Origin of the sequence: Arthrobacter sp. MP_M4, assembly GCF_035984855.1 — a bacterium.
GTDB lineage: Bacteria > Actinomycetota > Actinomycetes > Actinomycetales > Micrococcaceae > Arthrobacter.
On record NZ_JAXCHX010000001.1, the window covers coordinates 87,269 to 102,539 of the forward strand.

Here is a 15,271-nt window from a genome sequence, read left to right on the forward strand (position 1 = left end):
GGGTCAGGGCTTCCCGGTTGCGCCGTTGCCGGGCCGCGCGTCCGAGGGCGCCGGAGCGGGCGCCGCGGTGGACGGAGCCGGCGGGTCGGACGGAGCCGGCGCCGGGGCCGAGTCGGACGGAGCCGGTGCCGGGTTGGCCGGAGCCCTGGTCGGCTGCGGGCTGTTCCGGGGTGCCGGAACGGGCGCGGTGCCGTTGACCATGCTCGACGGCGGGGCCGGGAACGGATCGGTGCCGTAGGCCGGCGCCACCTCGGCCATGAAGTTCGAGAACTGCGGACCGGCAATCATGTAACCGTCAATGGCCTCGTAGAACTTCCCGTTCAGCGTCAGTTTGCGTCCCGGCCGGTCCTGGCCGCCCAGGGCGTCGCCGAACCAGGACGCTGTTGCCAGGCCCTTGGTGTAGCCAACCACCCACGTGGAGTTGTTGGGGTCGTTGGTTCCGGTCTTGGCCGCGATGGGGAAGGTGGTCCGGGTTGAGATTCTCGGCTTGATCAGGGAACCGGAACCGCGGTTCAGGACTTCCTGCAGTGCGGCTGTAACGCCGTGCGCGACGTCCGGTTTGATCGCGTCCCGGCATTTGGTTTCCTGGGCCGGCAGGGGGGCGCCTGTTGCATCCGTGACCGACTCGATGGCGGTGGGTTCGCAGTACTTGCCGTCGTTGGCGAAGGTGGCGAAAGCACTCGCCATGGTCAGCGGCGAAGTCTGCGTTGCACCGATCAGGTTGGACAGGCGCGTCATGGGAACGGGCTCGTTGGTTTGACCGGCGTGGATTCCGACGGCGTCCACGATCTTCTGAATGCCGCAGAGGTCCACCTGAGCCGCGGTGGCGAACGTCATGGTGTTGATGGAGTTGGCCAGGCCATCGACAACCGTCATGTTCTTGTAGTAGCCCTCTTCAGCGTTCTGCAGGTCGTCGGCTGCGCCGAGTGACTTTTCCGCTGTGTTGTAGGCGCCGTCCACGGGGGCGGGGCAGGTGTTCTTCCACCGGTAGTTCAAGGGGTACCTGCGGACGGAGCCGTTGAGGACCGTGTTCATGGACCTGCCCTCGTCGAGCCACTCCGCGAAGGTGAAGGGTTTCATGGTGGAGCCCGGCTGGAAACCGCCGAGGCCGCCGAGGTCGTTGCCCTGGGCGTCCTTCATATCAACGTTGAAGTTGATGACGTTGTTGAACTTTCCTTCGGCTTCCAGGAACTGGGTGTTCTGGGCCATGGAGACGATCTTGCCGGAACCGGGCTGAATGGACACCAGTGAGGCTCCCCACTTGTCCGGGTTCTCCCCGGCTGAACCGTCCACCTGCGCCTGGGCGATGGACTGGGCGTTCGGGTCCAGGGTGGTCTTGATCGTCAGGCCGCCGCGGAAGATCTTCCGTTCGCGTTCGCTGGCGTCCGCGCCGTAGGCGGGGTTGTTCAGCATCAGGTGCAGAACATAGTCACAGAAGTACGGCGCCGTCGCGGAGTAGGCACAGCCCTGGCGGGGCTGGGTGACCTTGGTTTCGATCGGCGTGGCCACCGCGGCGTCGTAGTCGGCCTGCTGGATTTTGCCCTGGCTCAGCATGGACTGCAGGACCAGGTCCCGGCGGCCCTTGGCGTTCTCCGGGTTGGTGATCGGGTCGAAGAAGGACGGGCTGTTGACAAGCCCGGCCAGCAGTGCGGCCTGCGGCAGCGTCAAGTCTTTGGCCGTGGTGCTGAAGAAGAACTTGGACGCGGCCTCAATGCCGTACGCGTCACGGTTGAAGAACACGATGTTGAGGTAGCCCTCGAGGATCTGTTCCTTGGTGAACTTCTTCTCCAGCGCAATGGCCAGCTTCATTTCGCGGAGTTTGTCGCCGACGCCCTTGTTCACGCCGTTGAGCAGCACCTGGTCGCTCTTGCCCTCGGCCTCGAGGGAAGAGTTGATGACGTTGTTGACGTACTGCTGGGTGATGGTGGAAGCGCCCTGTTTGTTGCCGCGTGCCGTGCTGACCAGCGCCCGCATGATGCCGGTGGTGTCCACGCCGCCGTGCTCATAGAAGCGGCTGTCCTCGATGGCGATGACCGCGTCCTTGATGTACGGGGACATCTGGTCGAGAGAGACTTTGGTGCGGTTTTCCGCGTAGAGGTTGGCGATCACGCTGCCGTCGGAGGCGAGGATAGTGGTCGACTGGCTTGGCGGGTCCACGTTGAGTTCTGCCGGCAGGGTCTCAAAGAACTTGATCGAGCCGCTGGCGGTGCTGCCGGTCACGGCGGCCGCAGGGACCAGCAGCCCCGCCACCAGGACGCCGCAAATGGCGCTCACGCCCAGGAAAAGAATGATCTTTCCGAGGGTGGTGGCCGTGTCAAAGAGAGGGTTTTTACCAGTCGCCATGTTTTCCACTTTAGCGGCAAGGACTAGGCTTTAGCTCATGACCAAATGGGAGTACGCAACGATTCCGCTCATTATTCACGCCACGAAGCAGATTTTGGACCAGTGGGGTGACGACGGCTGGGAGCTTGTCCAGGTGGTGACGGGCCCCGACGGAAACGGCCTGGTTGCTTACCTGAAGAGGGAGAAGCAGTAGCCATGAGCACACCCGCCCCCGCCGCATCCGGCGCGGCGTCCGCCGTCGAGCAGCGCCTTGCCGAACTGGGCCTGGCGCTGCCCGACGTTGCTGCGCCGGTGGCCGCCTACGTCCCCGCCGTGATCTCCGGCAACCATGTCTACACATCCGGCCAATTGCCGTTCGTGAACGGCAAGCTGGAGGCGACCGGCAAGGTCTCCGCCGGCACCGAGGGTGCTACGGACGAGGCCACTGTCTCGCCCGAAGCTGCCCGGCAGTACGCAGCCGTGTGTGCTGTCAACGCCCTGGCCGCCGTCAAGAGCGTGATTGGGGATCTCGACCGGATCACGAGGATCGTCAAAGTTGTTGGTTTCGTGTCCTCCGATCCGTCTTTCACCGGCCAGCCCGCTGTGATCAACGGGGCCTCCGAACTGCTCGGCAAAGTCCTCGGCGACGCCGGCCAGCACGCACGGTCCGCCGTCGGCGTGTCCGTCCTCCCTCTCGACTCCCCGGTTGAAGTCGAACTGATCGCTGAATTCGCCTAGGTCTGTTCCCTTGCCTCAGTTAGCCCGACGCCTGTTCGCCCTTCCCCCGGATCTTGAAGGGGCCGCCCGCAGCTGGCTTGATCACGGCGAGCGGACCCCCCGCGCGCCCCGTTTCGCGTCCTCTGTGGTGTTGTTGCGGGATTCGCCTACCGGCCTGGAGACCTGGTTGGGATACCGGCCCGGGTCGTCACCCCTGGGCGTTCTCGCGTTTCCCGGCGGGTCGCTGGAGGCGTCCGACGACGACGCCGTCGGCTGGCTGGGCCCGTCGCCGCAGTATTGGGCAGAGCACATGGGCACCGCCGACGTCGGGCTGGCGCGCCGCCATGTGGTGGGCGCCATCCGTGAATTGTTCGAGGAAACCGGCATCCTGCTGGCCGGAACGGACTTGTCCAGCACGGTGGAGGCGACCTCCAAGGCCGAGTGGATGCGGGCCCGGGTGGCGGTGGCGGACCAGGAAAAGACTTTCACCGAGGTGCTCGCGAAACGGGGGCTGTCGGTCCGGACCGATCTGCTCAAGCCCCTTGTTAACTGGCTCAGCCCCGACTTCGCGCACCGGCGGTTCAATACCCGCTATTTCGCGGCGACAGTGCCCGTCAACCAGCAGCCCTCGTTGCTGGCCAGCAAAGGCGTCTGGGGCCGGTGGGTTTGCGTCCGCAAGGTCGTCGACGGGAGGGACACCCCTGCGCTGGGCGATGAGGTGGGCCAGGAGAACACCGTTGGCCGGACGCTCGGTCAGCTTCTGGTGCCCGGTTCGGAGATTATGCTCGAGAAGATGGCGTCCGCGAATGGTTGCATTGCCTACCTCAGTTACAAACGCAAAGCCCATGTGTACCAGCCGAAGCTGGTCGAAGAAGACGGCCGGCTCCTGCTCGAGGTCGAGGCGGCCAAGACCGTCGCCGGAGATCCCCAGCGCGAACGCTGACGCGACGCTGCCCTGACTGACGCGACGCTGCCCTGACTGACGCGCCGGTGTGCTGACGCGCCGGTGCCCTGACTGACGAGCCGGTGTGCTGACGCGCGGCGCATGGGGCCGTGTGCCCTATCGGACATGCCCTCCGCTGGCCCGCACCCTTGGACATAGTGACATCATGTCCATTTGTTGCCGCCGGGACCGGGCATGTCCTCTCGTGCCTTCGAAGAATGGGCATGTCCGATCGTTGACTCCGACGCCGGGCATGTCCTCTCGTGCGTTGCAGCGTTGACCATGTCCTCCGCGCAGACCACCTACCCACCGGACATGCCCTCCGTTGGCCCGCACCAGTGGACATAGCGGCATTATGTCCATCTGTTGCCGCCAGGAACGGGCATGTGCTTCAGGGCGGAGTGCCAGGGATGGGCATGTCCACCGGTGGTTGTGAACTGATCCCTGAAAGTCAGAACTGAGATTCTCAGTCCAACTTTCGGGGACCAGTTCATTGGCTGGAATGGGCATGTCGAGGCCAGGTAGGCAGGAACGGGCATGTCCCCGCCGGATTAATCGCCGTAGGCCGGCTCCGTTTTTTACGGGCCGGCCTACGGGGTGCTGCCAGACAGGCTTAGCGGGAGCGCTGGCGGAGGCGCTGCATGTCGAGAATGACGACCGCGCGTGCCTCCAGCCGCAGCCAGCCGCGCTGCACGAATTCCGCGAGCGCCTTGTTGACGGTCTCGCGGGATGCGCCCACCAGTTGCGCCAGTTCCTCCTGGGTGAGCTCGTGGGCCACCAGGACGCCGTCGGTGGCGGGACGGCCGAAGCGGTCCGCCAGGTCCAGCAGGGCCTTGGCGACGCGGCCCGGAACGTCAGAGAAAACAAGGTCGGACAAAGAGTCGTTGGTGCGGCGCAGGCGCCGCGCCAGAGCCTGCAGCAGCTGTGCCGAGACTTCCGGTCGGGTGCGCAGCAGGGCGTTCAGGCTCTCATTCTTCAGCCCGGCCAGCCGTGTTTCCGAGACGGCAGTGGCCGTCGCGGTGCGCGGGCTCGGATCGAACAGTGCCATTTCGCCGAACAGCTCGCCGGGGCCGAGGATGGCGAGCAAGGACTCGCGGCCGTCCGGGGAGGTGCGGCCGAGCTTGACCTTGCCGGAAACGATGAAATACAGCTGATCGCCCTGGTCGCCTTCCCGGAATACCGAGGCTCCGCGTGAGAGGTCCACCTCGGTGAGTTCGTCCGTCAGCAAACGGAACGCCTCGTCGTCGAGCGTGGCGAACAGGGGTGCGCGGCGCAATACCTCGATATCCATAAAATCTCCTGACTAACTGTGTCGGCTGGGGCGCTTCAGCCATTGTTTCAGAAGTTTGGCGCATCTGTGACGTACTTGGCACTGAGACGTTCGAAACGTCGCGTCCGGAGCGGCGTCGTCCGCTGTCCCGGCCCCCTCCCCGGCCCGGGGGAATTCCCAGCCCGCGCCGGTAGAATTGTGGCTTACCTGCCTGTAAGGAGCCTCGGTGTTCGGCTTGACCATCCTGGACCTCGTGTTGATTCTGACCTTGCTGTCCTACCTGTTCCACGGCCTGCGCAACGGCTTCCTCGTCACAGTTGGCGGCATCGCCGGGTTCGCGGCGGGCGCCGTGGCAGCGTTTGTCTCCGTCCCAATCGTCAGCGGGCTGGTGGAGGACAGCGGCTGGCGCCTCACAGCCATCATCGCCACGGCTGTGTTGCTGATGGCCGTGGGCCACGCTCTGGGCACCGCCATCGGCCGCAGCATCCGCAACGTGGTCCGGATCAGCCCGCTGCGGTCCGTGGACCGGCTAGCCGGCGGCGGCGTCAACGTGGTGGTCGCTGCCCTGGTCATGTCCATGCTGGCCTTCAGCGTCGGCGCGCTCGGCGTTCCCTTCGTTGCCCAGCCGCTCGCCGAGTCCAAGGTGATCCGCTTCATCGACGGCGTGACCCCGGTCCCGGTGAAGACGTCCATGGCACAACTTCGCTCGGCCGTGATCGGTGAGGGGATCCCCACGATCTTCGAGGGCATCGGACAAGGCCAGCCCGCCGTGGTCCCGGACACCAGCACGGACACCCCGGCGCTGAACAACGCCGCAGCCTCGGTCCTGAAGATCGCTGGCACCGCGTACCAGTGCGGCCAGAACCAGACCGGAACCGGGTTCGTCGTTGCTCCGGGACGGGTGGTGACGAACGCCCATGTGGTGGCCGGGGTGCCGGAACCCGTGGTGCAGATCCCCGGCGGCGGCGCCCTGCCCGGGCGCGTGGTGTATTTTGACGCGCAGCACGACCTCGCCGTCGTTGCCGTGGACGGCTTACGGTCCGCGCCGCTGCCGCTGAGCCCGGACCTGCCGGCTGGCAGCCCGGCCGCTTTTGCCGGCTATCCCCATGGCGGTCCGTTCCAGTCAAAGCCTGCCACCGTGCAGGACATCACGAGCGTCCTGGTCCCGGACATCTACGGCAACAACCCCGCTGCCGAGGACGTCTATCGGCTTGCCGGCGATGTCCAGCCGGGCAACTCGGGTGGGCCGCTGCTGACCTCCGAGGGCCGGGTGGCCGGCGTCGTCTTCGCCAAGGCCACAGGCGAAACGTCGGTCGGCTATGCCATAACCATGGCCGATCTGGAGCCGGTAGCGGCCCGGGCTCCGGAACTCGGCAACGCGGTGTCCCCCGGTCAGTGCATCCAGAAGTAGGCCGCTAAAGCCATTCCAGGCTCTGCCCGTGCGGGCCGGTGATCGCCACCGGACTGCCGTTGTGCAGCAGCAGGAACCGGCCGCGGAGCCGGGACTCGTCCATCTCGGGGACCACGCTGGAGCCGTCCGCCTGGATGATCACCGTGTGCCCTTCGTTGGAGAGCCAGTGGCAGCCGCGTTCGACGGCGAGCCGCGCCATGGTGCTGCGGAACCGGTCGCGGGCGTCCGCATCCAGGTAGGCGAGCACGGCGCTGTGGAAGACCACCAAGGTGGCGTCCGACGGCGCCCGGGCGGCCAGGGCGAGGAGCTGGTCGTTGAGGTCCCCGGCCACCAGCAGGGGAGGGGCGTGCTGCGCGATCGCGACCGCCCGGCGCAGCCGCTCGCGCCGGAAGTCCTGTTCCGGCCAGATCAGCGCTTCCAGCCACGCGACGTCGTCGGGGTCCCGGACGTCCAGGGGGTTCAGATCGATGCCGGCACGCCAGAGAACCTCCGGGAGTTCCGCCGGCAGCGGGGCGGGGCCGGAGACGGTGCAGCCCAGGACCGGATAATTGCCGGGAACGGCTCCGGCCGGGGTCAGCCGGGCAACCTGGCCGCCCATGATGTACTCATAGCCGTAGCAGTCCGGGAACAGGGCGAGGCCGGCTGAGGCTCCGACCTCGATGAGCGCCAGCGGGCGACCGCCGTCGCTGGCGATCCGTGCCAGGGAAGGCAGCAGCGTGGCGCACCGTCCGGCCTCATTGGTCTGGGTGGCGCGGCTGAGGACAATCCGTGAAATATCCTCCCAGCGGCCGTCGAGGAACGCCCTGAACTCCGGGTAGGGGCTGATGCTCGCGCCCAGGAACCGGGCCGCGGCGAGCATCAGCAGGGGCTGGCGCTTGTTGTACGGCCATTCGTCGATCCGCCGGATCAGCTCCGGGTCATCCGCTATGCGCACCGACCACTCGGCGTAGCACGCGGAGTTGCCGGGCGCGTCCACCGAGCCGAAACGCCGGTACCACTCCGCCGTTGCGGAGCCGGCACTGCCAGCTTCGCCGCCCCCGGGAGCACCGGTGGGCATGCTCAGTCCCGGCCGGCCCGCAGCCCGGCGAGGTACTCGACGGCGAACCGGTAGCCCAGGATGCCGGCCCCCGCGATCACTGCCTTGCTGACGGCCGAGAGATAGGAATGGTGCCGGAACTCCTCGCGGGCGTGGACGTTCGTGAGGTGGACCTCGACGGCGGGCAGTTGCACCGCGGAAATGGCGTCGCGGATGGCCACCGAGGTGTGGGTGTAGGCGCCGGCGTTGATGACGATGCCGATGGCCTTGCCACGGGCTGCGTGGATGGCGTCCACGAGTCCACCCTCGTGGTTCGATTGAAAGCACTCGACGTCGAGGCCATGGGCCGCGGCGGCGTCACGGGCGAGCTGTTCGACGTCGGCCAGGGTCGCCGTGCCGTATTTCTCGGGTTCGCGGGTGCCGAGCAGGTTCAGGTTGGGCCCGTTTAGGACCAGGATCAGGCCGCGGCCGGCGCCGTCGGAGGGGGCTTCGCTCATGCCTGCCAATGTATCGCGTTGTGCCGGCACGGGTGTGGATTGGTCACGGAAAAGTACCCCGTAAGGCAGCGTGCAGCGCAGAACGTCCGGCAAGCAGGAAGGTCACTAGGGCGCTGCGAGCCGCTCAATCCGGCGCAACGCCGCGGCGCAGACCGGCAGGTACGCCGCCGCCCACCAGGGCACTGTGAACGTGACGAGGCAGCCGCGGTCCTGCGGGACGACGCGGTGCCCGGTGGCCGGAATTCCCGCCACCCGCCACGACCAGGACCGTCCGGGCGCAAACGCCGTGACGGTGTAGGGCAGCGCCACCCCCAAAATAGTGCGGACCTTTCCGCGGCTGCCGAGCCCGAGCGGCGCCGGCGGCGCGCCGGCCCGGGCGGGCTCCACACCGGTGACGGACGGCCCCCAGGCGGGCCACTGCCCGGTGTCGGTGAGCAGCGCCCACACGTCCTCTGCGGACGCGGGGACCCGGCGCGACACGGACCATGTCACCGCGGCCGGCCGAGAACAGACAACGCAGCGCGGTGGCCGCTGGCCAGGGCGCCCTGGATGGAGGCCGTGTCCCGGTAGTCGCCGCAGAACACCAGTCCGGACGGGCCGTCCACCGGCCCGCGGGACCGCAGGGGTGGCGGCTGCAGGGGCAGGGCGTGCGGAATCTCGTGCCGCGCCACCAGCTCCCAGCCTGCCGGGGAAGACCCGAAAATTTCCCCGGCATGGCGGCGGACGTCATCTTCGGACGGAACCGCCCGGCCCCGGCCGAACAGCGCTGACGTCTGGATCAGGTGCCGGCCGGCGGGAGCGTAGCTCGGTGCCGCGTTGGAAATGACAGCGGCGTTGACGAGCGGGCCGCCAGGAACGCTGCGGCCATCCACACAGATCATGTCGGCATCGCTCGGTGCGGCATCCGCCGCGAACCAGTGCGTCAGCACCCCTTTCATGGCCGGAATGTCCTCGCCCTGCAATTCGGCGGCCCCGTGCGGGTCCGCGGCGAGCACCACGTGGCGGGCCCGGACCACGGCATTCGTTGCGGTGACCCGGACCCCCGCACCGTCCGCGGTCATGGAGACCGCGCGGGTAGAGGTTTGGACCGGGGTGTGCAGGCTGCCTGCCAGCTGCCGGGGGAGGGCCTGCATGCCGTCGCGCGGCAATCCCGGCACCCCGGTCGCGAAGACCCGCACCAGTTGCAGCGCAAAATCGTTTGAGGTGCTGCCCTCATCTTCCAGCAGGACACCGGCGAGGAATTGGTCCACTGCCCGGCGGAGTCCGCCCGAGCAGCCGGCCCGGTCCAGGGCCTTACGCAAGGACACGTCGTGGCCGGGCTTCCGGCGTGAGCTGGCAAATGCCGGGCCCGCCCACCGCAGCAACCCCGCCACGGCTCGGGGGGTCAGCATTCCGCTGCGCAGGGTCGGCAGGATCATGCGAGGTTCGCGCAGCGGATGGGCCAGCACGGCCAGCGAATCCTGCCGTCGGACCCGGATGCCGGCACCGAAAGCCTGCAGCGCCAATGCCTCGACGTCCACCCACTGGCGGACCGCCGGGTAGGCAGGATTCAGCACCTGGAAGCCGCGGTCCACGAGGAAGCCGTCGACCCGGTCCGAGCGTATTCTGCCTCCGACGTCATCGGAGGCTTCCCAGACCCGCACATCGCGGCCGGCGGCCTGCAGCTCCCGGGCACATTGCAACCCGGCGAGGCCGGCGCCGACCACGAGCACGTCACACGACTCTGTCATGTCCGCCCCGGCCCGGGCCGGACAGTCCGCACCGCCTGGACCGGGCCGCTCACTTTCGCAGCGAGTGCGCGATCTGGGCCATCACCGTGTTGTCGGCCAGGGTGGTGGCGTCGCCCACCTCGCGTCCTTCCGCAACGTCCTTGAGCAGGCGGCGCATGATCTTGCCGGAGCGGGTCTTGGGCAGTTCGGGCACCACCAAGATGGTCTTGGGCTTCGCGATCGGCCCGATCTCCTTGCTGACGTGGTTCCGCAGTTCCTGCACGATCGCGTCCCCGGTGTCCACGGCGTCCCCGCGCAGGATGACGAAGGCCACCACCGACTGCCCGGTCGTCTCGTCCGCTGCGCCGACGACGGCGGCCTCCGCCACGGCCGGGTGGCTGACCAGCGCCGACTCGATCTCCGCGGTGGAGAGCCGGTGGCCGGAAATGTTCATCACGTCATCCACCCGGCCGAGCAGCCAGATGTCGCCGTCCTCGTCCTTCTTGGCGCCGTCGCCGGCGAAGTACATGGTCTCAAAACGCGACCAGTAGGTTTCCTTGAAGCGTTCCGGGTCACCCCAGATGCCGCGCAGCATGGCCGGCCAGGGTTCGCGGATCACGAGGTAGCCGCCCGAACCGTTGGGCACGGACTCGCCGGCCTCATCCACGACGTCCACGGCGATGCCGGGCAGGGGTACCTGGGCGGAGCCGGGCTTGGTGGCCGTGACCCCGGGCAGCGGGGCAATCATCTGCGCGCCCGTTTCGGTCTGCCACCAGGTGTCCACGATCGGGGCCGGTGTTTCCTTCCGTTCGCCGTTCTTGCCGGCGTTGCCGCCAATGACCTCGCGGTACCACATCCACGCCTCGGGGTTGATGGGTTCGCCAACGGAGCCCAGGACCCGGATCGAGGAGAGGTCCGATTTCGCCGGAATTTCCTTGCCCCACTTCATGAAGGTCCGGATGGCGGTGGGAGCCGTGTAGAGGATGGACACCCGGTATTTCTCCACGATCTCCCACCAGCGGCCCTGGTGCGGGGAGTCCGGCGTGCCCTCGTAGATGACCTGGGTGGCGCCGTTGAGGAGCGGGGCGTAGGCGACGTAGGAGTGCCCGGTGATCCAGCCGACGTCGGCCGTGCACCAGTAGACGTCGGTATCGGGCTTGAGGTCGAAGACGGCCTTGTGCGTGTAGGCGACCTGGGTGAGGTAACCGCCGGTGGTGTGCAGGATGCCCTTGGGTTTACCCGTGGTGCCTGAGGTGTAGAGGATGAAGAGCGGGTGTTCGGCGTCGTGGCCCACCGCGGTGTGTTCGGTGGAGGCGGCCCCGACGGTGTCGTCCCACCAGTGGTCCCGGCCGTCATGCCAGTCCACGTCCTGGCCGTTGCGCTTAACGACGACGACGTTCTGCACGGTGTGGCCGTCACCATCTCCCTCGTGGGCGAGTGCCTCGTCGACGGCGGGCTTGAGTGCGCTGGGCTTGCCGCGGCGGTAGGTGCCGTCCGCGGTGACGACGAGCTTGGCCTCGGCGTCATCTATCCGCGAACGGAGCGCCTCGGCGGAGAAACCACCGAAAACCACCGAATGGATGGCGCCGATCCGGGCGCACGCCAGCAGCGTGATGACGGCCTCGGGAATCATGGGCAGGTACACCGCGACGCGGTCGCCCTTGGCGACGCCGAGGGACTCGAAGGCGTTGGCGGCCTTCTTCACCTCGTCGGTGAGCTGGGCGTAGGTGTAGGTGCGGGTGTCGCCGGGTTCGCCCTCGAAGTAAATCGCTACCCGGTCCCCATGGCCGGCTTCGACGTGGCGGTCCAGGGCGTTGTACGCGGCGTTGACTTCGCCTCCGACAAACCACTTCGCAAACGGAGGGTTGGACCAATCCAGGGCCTGGCTGAAGTCCTTGCTCCAGGTCAGCAGCTCGTGGGCCTGCTTCGCCCAGAACGCGGGCCGGTCGGCGTCGGCCTCGGCGTAGTCCGCGGCCGTGACCACCGCGTTGGCGGCAAACTCGGGGGAGGGGGCAAATTTTCGGTTCTCCTGCGACAGGTTTTCGAAGGCGTCGCCGTTGGGCGCCTGCGTGGTCGTGGATCCGGGGGTCTGCTGGGACATGGTGAACCTCATCATTCATCGATCCTTGCTGTGCGGCATCCCCGGACCGCCGCACAGCCGCGCCGCTTGCGCGGCATCGGGCATGGGCTGGTCGCGGGCGTCCCGCAAGAGCTGTTCCGAAATACACACTAACGCTTGAACGGTTGCCGGCGTGTGCGGGGTCACATGGCGGGCCGTGAGCGGTGTTTGTTAAGCGCCGAATGGCGGCGGCTGACCTCCGCGGGGGCGTAATCCTGAGCCCGCGCGCCCGGCTTGTCAGCTAGTGATCGGCCACCCACTTGACTAGGCTGAGATGAAGTTGTGACATCCGATGGAGGCGACGGGGCTGATGATGGTCCCTGCTCGGCCTGCCGTTAGACGGCGCTGTCCAGAGTGCCGCCATGCTAAGGAGAACCGAATGAACGAGCAAACCAACGGCCAGCTGAAGCCGGCCGCCCCAGGCCAAGACGGCAGCGCGGACCGGTCCGCCAGCTCCGGAGAAGGGCCCCGCTCCACGGTGGACAAGGCAGCCGGCAGGAAGAACGAGGCCATCCTTGGGCCGTTCACCATCCGCGACGTCACTGTTTTCGGTTCCACGCTGATTCTTTTCGTCGCCTCCCTGATCCCGATGTTCGGCGTGGGCTACAACCTGTGGAACCTGGGAAGCCTGTTTTTCCTGGGCTTGGGGATCCTGCTGCCGGTGATCGTGGTGGCCCTGTTCGTGGCTCGCCGCGTCAGCCCGGGAACGCGGATCCGGATCGGCTCCCTGTCGGTGGACCAGTTTGGTTCCGTGGTGGCATCTTTTGCTGTCGGGTTCTTCTTCCTCGCCGTCGCGGGTGCGTATGTTTCCAGCATGCTCCTTGGCCTGGTCGGCGCCCTCGGACTGTTCGCGGCCACCGTGCTTGGCCGTTTCATTCCCGTGTTCGCGGGAGATTTCCTGGGCCGCGCCGAAGTGCCGGCCCACGTTGTGGCCCGCGAATCAGCGGTCCCCGTCCGCAAACCCCGGGCCCCCAAGGCGCCGGCGCAAGCCGCGGACGGAACGCCGCCCAAAGCGGCCGGCCCAAACGCCGTCGCCGGCTGGGCCAAGCGGATGACGTCCGGCGGCGCGTCCACTGCCGGGACCGGGGCGGGCGCCGCCGGCGCAGCCGCGGCGCCGCCGGCTCACGGATCGACAGCACAGGAACCCGCCCCCGCACCGGTGGTGAGCTCCACGGAGCCCCGGACGTCCGGCGCCGTGCCGGGCGCGTCCGCACCGGAGACGCCGGCCTCCGGCGAGCGGACCACTGCCGCCGTCGTGCCGCCTGCCGCGAACGCCGCCACGGGCGGGGAGGGCCCGGATGTCCGGGCCCGCGCCGCCGCTGAGGAAACCCGCGCCTCGGGTGTGCCGGCAGCGTCCGGCAGCGCCCCCACCACGGTGAATCCCCGGGTCCGCCAGGAGGAACCCATCGGTGCGACCGTCGATCCGGCAAGCCGCCCCGAGGACCTTGCCGGACAGCCCGCCCATGAGGCCTTCTGGTTCGCTGTCGCCCAGCCGCGCACGGCTATGGACGAACGCACCGGAACGCCGGCCTTCGTGGTCGAACCGGGCGGATGGGTGCTCGCTTTGGAGGACCGGGGACACGAATTCCTGGTCCAGCACACCGACGGCCGGGTTGGCGTGCTCCGCGACCTCAGCAACATCGAGCGCGGCTAGCCGGTAGCAGTGGCCACTGAGTCCAGCACTCCGGGCCCGGACAGTGCCGTGCCCGGCGCCAAGACCGCCGGCACGAAAGCTGCCGGCCCCGATGGCAGCGGCCGCGGGCCGGCGGCCGAGTCCCTGCTGGCACTGAAGCGCCGTGCCCGCCGGATCAACCGGGCGCTCGGGGAGCAGTACCCCTACGCCCATGCCGAGCTCGACTTCCGCAACCCGTTCGAGCTGGTGGTGGCGACAGTGCTGTCGGCGCAGACCACAGATGTAACCGTCAATCAGATCACGCCGTTGTTGTTTTCCCGGTTCCCCGACGCGCGGAGCATGGCTGAGGCGGACGCGGCTGAGCTGGAGTCCATCATCAAATCCACAGGGTTCTTCCGGGCCAAATCCCGGAACCTCCTGGCGCTGTGCACCCGCCTCGTAGACGAGTACGACGGCGTGGTGCCCGGCCGGCTGGAGGACCTGGTGACGTTGCCCGGCGTCGGGCGGAAGACCGCGAACGTGGTCTTGGGCAACGCATTCGGGGTTCCCGGGATCACGGTGGATACCCACTTCGGCCGGCTCGCCCGCCGGTTCGGCTGGACCGCCTCCGAAGACCCGGTGCGGATCGAGTTCGACGTCGCGGAACTGTTCGAGCCCCGCGATTGGACCATGCTCTCGCACCGCGTGGTGTTCCACGGCCGCCGCGTGTGCCACTCCCGCAAACCCGCCTGCGGGGCCTGCGCCGTCGCCAATTGGTGCCCAAGCTACGGGATGGGCGAGACGGACCCGGAAAAGGCCAGGACGCTGCTTAAATACGAACTCGCACCGGGGCAGGAGGAGCTGCTGTCAAAGCTGCTCGCCGAGACGCACCGTGCCGCGGAAATCCGGATGGAATCCCAAAGGAAGCCGCTGTGACCGCCCGGCAGGACCTCATCGACCTGGTATCCGCGGTTGAGGCAGGAACGGCCCCGCCGCCGGATCCGCGCTGGCAAAAACTCGCCGTAGAACCCGGTGAACGGGTCCGCCGCGCGGCCGTGCTGATGCTCTTCGGCTCGCTGGATGACGTTCCGGCGACGTCGGTCAAGCAGCTCGCCCCGGCCGACCTGGATGTTCTCCTGCTGCAGCGCGCCCAGACCCTGGATGACCATCCGGGGCAGGTCGCTTTTCCGGGCGGTGGCATCGACCCGGACGAATCCGTCATTGAGGCCGCGCTGCGCGAGGCCGAGGAGGAAACCGGGCTGGACCCGGCCGGCGTCGAAGTCCTCGGCGTCATGCCGGAACTGGCCCTTCCCCGGGGGAACTTCCTGGTGACCCCGGTCCTGGGCTGGTGGGCGTCCCAATCGCCCGTTCGGGTGGTGGACTATGGCGAGTCCGCGCAGGTCTTCCGGGTGCCGGTCCGGGATCTGCTGGATCCGGATAACCGGGTGATGGCCACCGTGACCCGCGCGGGCCAGACGTTCCTGAGTCCGGCGTTTACGGTCAAAGACGTGGTGGTTTGGGGCTTCACAGGAATGATCCTCAACCAGTTGTTCGATCAGCTGGGGTGGGCGGTTCCGTGGGACCGGTCGTGTTTGCTGAGCGTCGATGCCTGGAGCAGGCTGCCCGGCTGAGCCC

General features: G+C 67.8%; 14 protein-coding genes. 7 read left to right on the forward strand and 7 right to left on the reverse strand.

Annotated features, from left to right (window positions below; all coding sequences use genetic code 11):
- Positions 1 to 3 precede the first annotated feature (3 nt).
- A complete protein-coding gene (locus RCH15_RS00440) occupies positions 4 to 2,343 on the reverse strand; it encodes a transglycosylase domain-containing protein (protein ID WP_326956947.1) in 2,340 nt (779 codons plus the stop codon).
- A 37-nt stretch (positions 2,344 to 2,380) separates the two neighbouring features.
- Here RCH15_RS00440 and RCH15_RS00445 point away from each other — a divergent pair, with 37 nt between their 5' ends.
- From RCH15_RS00445 to RCH15_RS00455, 3 genes are read left to right on the forward strand one after another with little or no spacing between them, the layout of a single operon-like run.
- Positions 2,381 to 2,536, forward strand: a complete 156-nt coding sequence (locus RCH15_RS00445) for a DUF4177 domain-containing protein (RefSeq protein WP_159828426.1) — start codon at positions 2,381 to 2,383, stop codon at positions 2,534 to 2,536.
- Positions 2,537 to 2,538: 2 nt separating this feature from the next.
- Positions 2,539 to 3,060: a RidA family protein gene (locus RCH15_RS00450; RefSeq protein WP_326956951.1), complete on the forward strand. Its 522-nt coding sequence runs from the start codon at positions 2,539 to 2,541 to the stop codon at positions 3,058 to 3,060.
- Positions 3,061 to 3,070: 10 nt separating this feature from the next.
- Positions 3,071 to 3,982 (forward strand): NUDIX hydrolase, encoded by a 912-nt coding sequence (locus tag RCH15_RS00455; protein WP_326956953.1) that lies wholly within the window; start codon positions 3,071 to 3,073, stop codon positions 3,980 to 3,982.
- Between the two features lie 613 nt (positions 3,983 to 4,595).
- Here RCH15_RS00455 and RCH15_RS00460 read toward each other — a convergent pair.
- The gene (locus RCH15_RS00460) at positions 4,596 to 5,273 is read right to left on the reverse strand and encodes a Crp/Fnr family transcriptional regulator (RefSeq protein ID WP_011693220.1); all 678 of its coding nucleotides are present in this window, start codon (positions 5,271 to 5,273) and stop codon (positions 4,596 to 4,598) included.
- Positions 5,274 to 5,478: 205 nt separating this feature from the next.
- Between RCH15_RS00460 and RCH15_RS00465 the strand changes: the two genes are divergently transcribed.
- On the forward strand, positions 5,479 to 6,663 hold the full coding sequence (locus RCH15_RS00465; RefSeq protein WP_326956955.1) for a MarP family serine protease: 1,185 nt from the start codon (positions 5,479 to 5,481) through the stop codon (positions 6,661 to 6,663).
- A gap of 4 nt (positions 6,664 to 6,667) precedes the next feature.
- On the opposite strand, the gene RCH15_RS00470 is transcribed toward RCH15_RS00465, so the two are convergent.
- The 5 genes from RCH15_RS00470 to acs all read right to left on the reverse strand — a co-directional run bounded on the left by RCH15_RS00470 (position 6,668) and on the right by acs (position 12,006).
- The gene (locus RCH15_RS00470) at positions 6,668 to 7,720 is read right to left on the reverse strand and encodes a DUF2332 domain-containing protein (RefSeq protein ID WP_326956957.1); all 1,053 of its coding nucleotides are present in this window, start codon (positions 7,718 to 7,720) and stop codon (positions 6,668 to 6,670) included.
- Between the two features lie 2 nt (positions 7,721 to 7,722).
- Complete coding sequence (gene aroQ, locus RCH15_RS00475; protein WP_326956959.1) at positions 7,723 to 8,196, reverse strand: type II 3-dehydroquinate dehydratase; 474 nt, start codon at positions 8,194 to 8,196, stop codon at positions 7,723 to 7,725.
- A gap of 105 nt (positions 8,197 to 8,301) precedes the next feature.
- Positions 8,302 to 8,688, reverse strand: coding sequence for an SRPBCC family protein (locus RCH15_RS00480; protein WP_326956961.1), 387 nt, complete (start codon positions 8,686 to 8,688; stop codon positions 8,302 to 8,304).
- Entirely contained in the window at positions 8,685 to 9,926 is a 1,242-nt protein-coding gene (locus RCH15_RS00485; RefSeq protein WP_326956963.1) for a flavin monoamine oxidase family protein, read from the reverse strand. Before RCH15_RS00485 ends, RCH15_RS00480 begins: the two co-directional genes overlap by 4 nt.
- Positions 9,927 to 9,975: 49 nt before the next feature.
- A complete protein-coding gene (acs, locus tag RCH15_RS00490) occupies positions 9,976 to 12,006 on the reverse strand; it encodes an acetate--CoA ligase (RefSeq protein ID WP_326957699.1) in 2,031 nt (676 codons plus the stop codon).
- 397 nt (positions 12,007 to 12,403) lie between these two features.
- Here acs and RCH15_RS00495 point away from each other — a divergent pair, with 397 nt between their 5' ends.
- The 3 genes from RCH15_RS00495 to RCH15_RS00505 all read left to right on the forward strand — a co-directional run bounded on the left by RCH15_RS00495 (position 12,404) and on the right by RCH15_RS00505 (position 15,267).
- Positions 12,404 to 13,678, forward strand: coding sequence for a hypothetical protein (locus tag RCH15_RS00495; RefSeq protein WP_326956965.1), 1,275 nt, complete (start codon positions 12,404 to 12,406; stop codon positions 13,676 to 13,678).
- Between the two features lie 123 nt (positions 13,679 to 13,801).
- Positions 13,802 to 14,572, forward strand: coding sequence for an endonuclease III (gene nth, locus RCH15_RS00500; protein WP_326957701.1), 771 nt, complete (start codon positions 13,802 to 13,804; stop codon positions 14,570 to 14,572).
- Positions 14,569 to 15,267 carry an NUDIX hydrolase gene (locus RCH15_RS00505; RefSeq protein ID WP_326956967.1) on the forward strand — a complete coding sequence of 233 codons (699 nt, stop codon included), beginning with the start codon at positions 14,569 to 14,571 and terminating at the stop codon, positions 15,265 to 15,267. Before nth ends, RCH15_RS00505 begins: the two co-directional genes overlap by 4 nt.
- The last annotated feature ends 4 nt before the right edge of the window (positions 15,268 to 15,271 follow it).